The sequence below is a fragment of the Pantoea sp. CTOTU49201 genome (assembly GCF_032054795.1).
Lineage (GTDB): Bacteria > Pseudomonadota > Gammaproteobacteria > Enterobacterales > Enterobacteriaceae > Pantoea > Pantoea symbiotica.
Window position 1 is genome coordinate 1 of sequence record NZ_DAMBSA010000352.1, and the last position, 5,027, is coordinate 5,027.

At 55.0% G+C, this 5,027-nt stretch carries 5 protein-coding genes and 1 pseudogene; all 6 read right to left on the reverse strand.

Translation table 11 applies throughout. The features are described 5' to 3' along the window. Nucleotides 1-75: 75 nt before the first annotated feature. The gene (gene phoU, locus RTY00_RS19715) at nt 76-810 is read right to left on the reverse strand and encodes a phosphate signaling complex protein PhoU (protein WP_007893583.1); all 735 of its coding nucleotides are present in this window, start codon (nt 808-810) and stop codon (nt 76-78) included. A gap of 14 nt (nt 811-824) precedes the next feature. Then, nucleotides 825-1,598, reverse strand: coding sequence for a phosphate ABC transporter ATP-binding protein PstB (pstB, locus tag RTY00_RS19720; RefSeq protein ID WP_007893584.1), 774 nt, complete (start codon nt 1,596-1,598; stop codon nt 825-827). A 43-nt stretch (nt 1,599-1,641) separates the two neighbouring features. After that, the gene (pstA, locus tag RTY00_RS19725) at nt 1,642-2,529 is read right to left on the reverse strand and encodes a phosphate ABC transporter permease PstA (RefSeq protein ID WP_008106705.1); all 888 of its coding nucleotides are present in this window, start codon (nt 2,527-2,529) and stop codon (nt 1,642-1,644) included. Beyond that, nucleotides 2,526-3,488 (reverse strand): phosphate ABC transporter permease PstC, encoded by a 963-nt coding sequence (pstC, locus tag RTY00_RS19730; RefSeq protein WP_061719978.1) that lies wholly within the window; start codon nt 3,486-3,488, stop codon nt 2,526-2,528. Before pstC ends, pstA begins: the two co-directional genes overlap by 4 nt. Nucleotides 3,489-3,577: 89 nt before the next feature. Next, on the reverse strand, nt 3,578-4,621 hold the full coding sequence (gene pstS / locus RTY00_RS19735) for a phosphate ABC transporter substrate-binding protein PstS (protein ID WP_312665681.1): 1,044 nt from the start codon (nt 4,619-4,621) through the stop codon (nt 3,578-3,580). Nucleotides 4,622-4,796: 175 nt separating this feature from the next. After that, nucleotides 4,797-5,027: pseudogene (locus tag RTY00_RS19740) on the reverse strand (glutamine--fructose-6-phosphate aminotransferase); the annotation flags it as partial.

The window sequence follows — 5,027 nt, forward strand, 5'->3', positions numbered from 1 at the left end:
GGAATCGCTGAGAACAGACAGAATTTAAGCAGGCAGCCCGTCAGCCACAGTGGCAACAGGCCGCCGACGCGTCAATCAAGAGGGTTTATTGCTGCCGTCGTCGCCCGACAGCAGTTCATCCAGCTTGTCGCCGCCCACATGACGAAAATCCTGACCTTTGACGAAATAGAAAATAATTTCGCAGATGTTCTGGCAGCGATCGCCAATACGCTCGATGGCGCGCGCGCAGAACAGCGCGGTCAGCACGCTTGGGATGGTGCGCGGGTCTTCCATCATGTAGGTCATCAACTGACGCACGATGCCTTCGTACTCTTTATCCACCTTCTTATCTTCACGGTAGATTTTGATGGCTTCGTTGAGATCCATGCGCGCAAACGCATCCAGCACGTCATGCAGCATCTGCACGGTGTGATGACCCAGCGCTTCAAGGCTCACCAGCAGCGGCAGGTGCTGCTGGCTGAACTTCTCCAGCGCGGTGCGGCTGATTTTTTCCGCCACGTCGCCAATGCGTTCCAGCTCAGAAATGGTCTTGATGATTGCCATTACCAGACGTAAATCGCTGGCGGTGGGCTGGCGTTTGGCGATGATGCGCACGCAGGCTTCATCAATCTCCACTTCCATCATGTTGACCTTCTGGTCGCCGTCGATCACGTGACGCGCCAGCTCGCCATCCTGGTTGTGCATCGCGGTGATAGCGTCCATCAGCTGCTTCTCAACCATGCCGCCCATGATCATCACTTGCGTGCGAATGTGCTCCAGCTCCGCGTTGAACTGACCGGAGATGTGTTTGTTCAGATTTAAATTATCCATGTGCGTCTCCTGAATCAGCCGTAACGACCGGTGATGTAATCTTCGGTCTGCTTCTGTGCGGGCTTAGTGAACAAGGTATCGGTATCGCTGAACTCAATCAGCTCGCCCAGATACATGAAAGCGGTGTGGTCAGAACAACGCGCGGCCTGCTGCATGTTGTGGGTCACGATCACCACAGTGTAATCCTGCTTCAGTTCGGTGATCAGTTCTTCGATACGACCGGTTGAGATCGGATCCAGCGCTGAGCAAGGCTCATCCAGCAACAGCACTTCCGGGCGAATGGCGATGCCGCGTGCGATGCACAGACGCTGCTGCTGGCCGCCGGAGAGACTGTAACCGCTCTGATGCAGCTTGTCTTTGGTTTCATTCCACAGTGCGGCTTTGGTCAGCGCCCACTGCACGCGCTCATCCATATCGGCACGCGACAGCTTTTCAAACAGACGCACGCCGAAGGCGATGTTGTCATAAATCGACATCGGGAACGGCGTCGGCTTCTGGAACACCATGCCGACGCGCGCGCGCAGCAGGGCGATATCCTGATTGGAAGCCAGAATGTTATCGCCATCCAGCAGGATGTCACCCTCTGCACGCTGCTCCGGATAGAGCGAGTACATTTTGTTGAAGGTGCGCAGCAAAGTGGATTTACCGCAGCCTGATGGGCCGATAAACGCGGTCACCTGGTTTTTGGTGATATCCAGGTTGATGTTTTTCAGCGCGTGAAACTTACCGTAATAGAAGTTCAGATTACGGACCTGAATTTTACCGGCTGATGAAGTCACGTTACTCATTCTCGTCTCTCATAAGCAGCGCCGCCGAAGCCGCGCCGGGAAATTAGTGTTTGCCCTTGGCGAAAACCACACGCGCCACAATGTTCAGCAGCAGCACGCACACGGTAATAATCAGCACACCTGCCCACGCCAGGCTTTGCCACTCGGCAAACGGGCTCATGGCGAATTTAAAGATGGTGACCGGCAGGTTAGCGATCGGCTGCATCATGTCGGTGCTCCAGAACTGGTTAGACAGCGCAGTAAACAGCAGCGGTGCGGTTTCACCGGCGATACGCGCTACGGCCAACAGCACACCGGTGATGATGCCGGAAACCGAGGCTTTCAGGGTGATTGCCGAAATCATCTTCCACTTCGGCGTACCCAGCGCATAAGCCGCTTCACGCATGCTGTCGGGTACCAGACGCAGCATGTTTTCGGAGGTGCGAATCACAATCGGGATTTGCAGCAGCGCCAGCGCTACTACGCCGGCCCAACCGGAGAAGTGCTGCATCTGCGATACCACGATGGTGTAGACGAACAGGCCTACCACAATCGACGGTGCTGACAGCAGAATATCGTTAATGAAGCGAATCACTTCCGCCAGCCAGTGTTTACGGCCATATTCCGCCAGATAAATCCCGGCCATGATGCCAAGCGGCGTTCCGACGATCGTCGACCAGAAAATCAGTAAACCACTGCCGACTAAGGCGTTCGCCAAACCACCGCCCGCTGTATTCGGCGGCGGCGTCGATTCGGTAAACAGCGACCAGCTCAAACCATCAACGCCGCGCGTAATGGTGGTGAACAGAATCCACACCAGCCAGAACAGACCGAATGCCATGGTCATCAGCGACAGCGTCAGGGCAATTTTGTTTTTGGTACTGCGCCACGCCTGCATTTTGCGGCGCGAGGCTTCCAGCTCAGCGCGAGCCTGAACTTCAATAGCGGTCATGAACGGGCTCCTTCACTCTTCGCCAGACGCAGGATCATCAGTTTGGAGATCGCCAGCACGATAAAGGTAATCACGAACAGGATCAGACCCAGTTCCATCAGTGCTGCCACATGGACACCGGATTCCGCTTCGGCGAATTCGTTGGCCAGCGCGGAAGTAATACTGTTGCCCGGCATAAACAGCGAAGCGCTGTCGAGCTGGTAGGTGTTACCGATGATAAAGGTCACCGCCATGGTTTCACCCAACGCGCGGCCCAAACCGAGCATCACACCGCCAATCACGCCGTTTTTGGTGAACGGCAGCACGATGCGCCAGATCACTTCCCACGTGGTGCAGCCGATGCCGTAAGCCGACTCTTTCATCATCACCGGCGTTTGTTCAAACACGTCGCGCATCACCGAGGCGATGTACGGGATGATCATGATGGCGAGAATCACGCCCGCCGCCAGAATACCGATACCAAATGCCGGGCCAGAGAACAGCGTGCCGACAATCGGGATATTCGACATCACGTTGCCCACCGGCGTCTGGAAATATTCGGCGAACAGCGGGGCGAAAACAAACAGGCCCCACATGCCGTAAACGATGCTGGGGATCGCCGCCAGCAGCTCAATGGCGGTGCCCAGCGGGCGACGCAGCCAGCCTGGCGCCAGTTCCGTCAGGAACAGCGCGATGCCGAAGCTCACCGGCACGGCAATGATCAAGGCAATAATCGAGGTGACGAGGGTGCCGTAAATCGGTACCAGCGCACCAAATTGTTCGTTTGGCGCATCCCAGGTTTTATTCCACAGGAAAGAGAAACCAAATTTTTGGATGCTTGGCCAGGAGGAGAAAATCAGGGAGACGATAATGCCGCCCATCAACAACAACACGATAAGCGCGGATAGCTTCACCAGCGCGCCGAAAATCATGTCGCCTTGTTTACCGGGGGCTTTGAACGTCGGCTTAGTGGCAGCCATAGAATTCTCTGTTCTCAGGGGGATGTCAGGGCGGCATGCAGGCCGCCCATTGGGGTTGGCCAACCGTCTCGGCTGGCCAGGTAAATCTGTTACTGGTACAGCGCTTTACCGGAGCTATCTTTGATGTTCGCTTTCCACGCTGCACGAATCTGGTTAGCTACGCTTTCTGGCAGCGCGGCATAATCCAGGTCGGTTGCGGTTTTGCTGCCACCTTTGTAAGCCCAGTCGAAGAACTTCAGCACTTCGCTACCTTTCTCCGCATTCGCCTGATCTTTATAAATCAGGATGAAGGTGGTTGAGGTGATCGGCCATGCTGCGTTGCCTTTCTGGAAGGTCAGATCCTGAGCAAAGGTTTTGCTCCAGTCTGCGCCTTTCGCGGCGTTAGCAAAGCTCTCTTCGCTTGGTGCTACCGCTTTACCATCGGCATCAACCAGTTTGGTGTAGGTCAGGTTGTTCTGCTTGGCGTAAGCGTATTCCACATAGCCAATTGAACCCGGCAGACGCTGTACGAATGCGGCCACGCCGTCGTTACCTTTACCGCCCAGACCGGTCGGCCAGTTAACGGTATTACCTTTACCGATCTTGCTGTTCCACTCTTCGTTCACTTTCGCCAGGTAGCTGGTGAAGACGAATGAAGTACCGGAACCGTCAGCGCGGCGAACCACGTTGATGTTGGAATCTGGCAGTTTCACGCCTGGGTTCAGTTTAGTGATCGCCGGGTCGTTCCACTTTTTGATGGTACCGAGGTAGATGTCGCCCACGGTTTTACCGTCGAGAATCAGTTCACCTGATTTCACACCTGGGATGTTAACCGCCAGCACCACGCCACCGATCACGGTAGGGAACTGGAACAGGCCGTTTTTCTGCAGATCTTCTTCTTTCATTGGCGCATCAGACGCACCGAAATCGACGGTTTTAGCGATGATTTGCTTCACGCCGCCTGAAGAACCAATACCCTGATAGTTGATTTTGCTACCGGTGGCTTGCTGGTACTCGGCTGCCCACTTGGCATAAACCGGCGCCGGGAATGTCCCGCCTGCGCCCGTCAGATCGGTTGCTGCAAAAGCAGAGACCGCGCTTACTGCGAAGGTGGCGGCGAGGATTCGGGCTACGGTGCTACGCATCAGTGTCATGTTCCCTCCAGGGGATTTAAAAAAATCAGGCTCAATGCCATTTTAGTAGGAGTCGTGATTGCTGCTGGAGGGAAAATAGGACAGTTTGATGACAGTGAAATGTACGAAATATGACAGTTATATGACAGCGCGCAGAAATGAAGCGGGCCCATTGCAGGCCCACTCTTATAGCAGTTTATTCAACGGTAACCGATTTCGCCAGGTTACGCGGCTGGTCAACGTCGGTGCCTTTAATTAGCGCCACGTGATACGAGAGCAGCTGTAACGGCACGGTGTAGAAGATCGGTGCAATCACCTCTTCTACATGCGGCAGAGAGATGATTTTCATGCCATCGCTGTCGCTGAAACCGGCATCCTGATCGGCAAACACGTACAGCAAACCGCCGCGCGCGCGTACCTCTTCAAT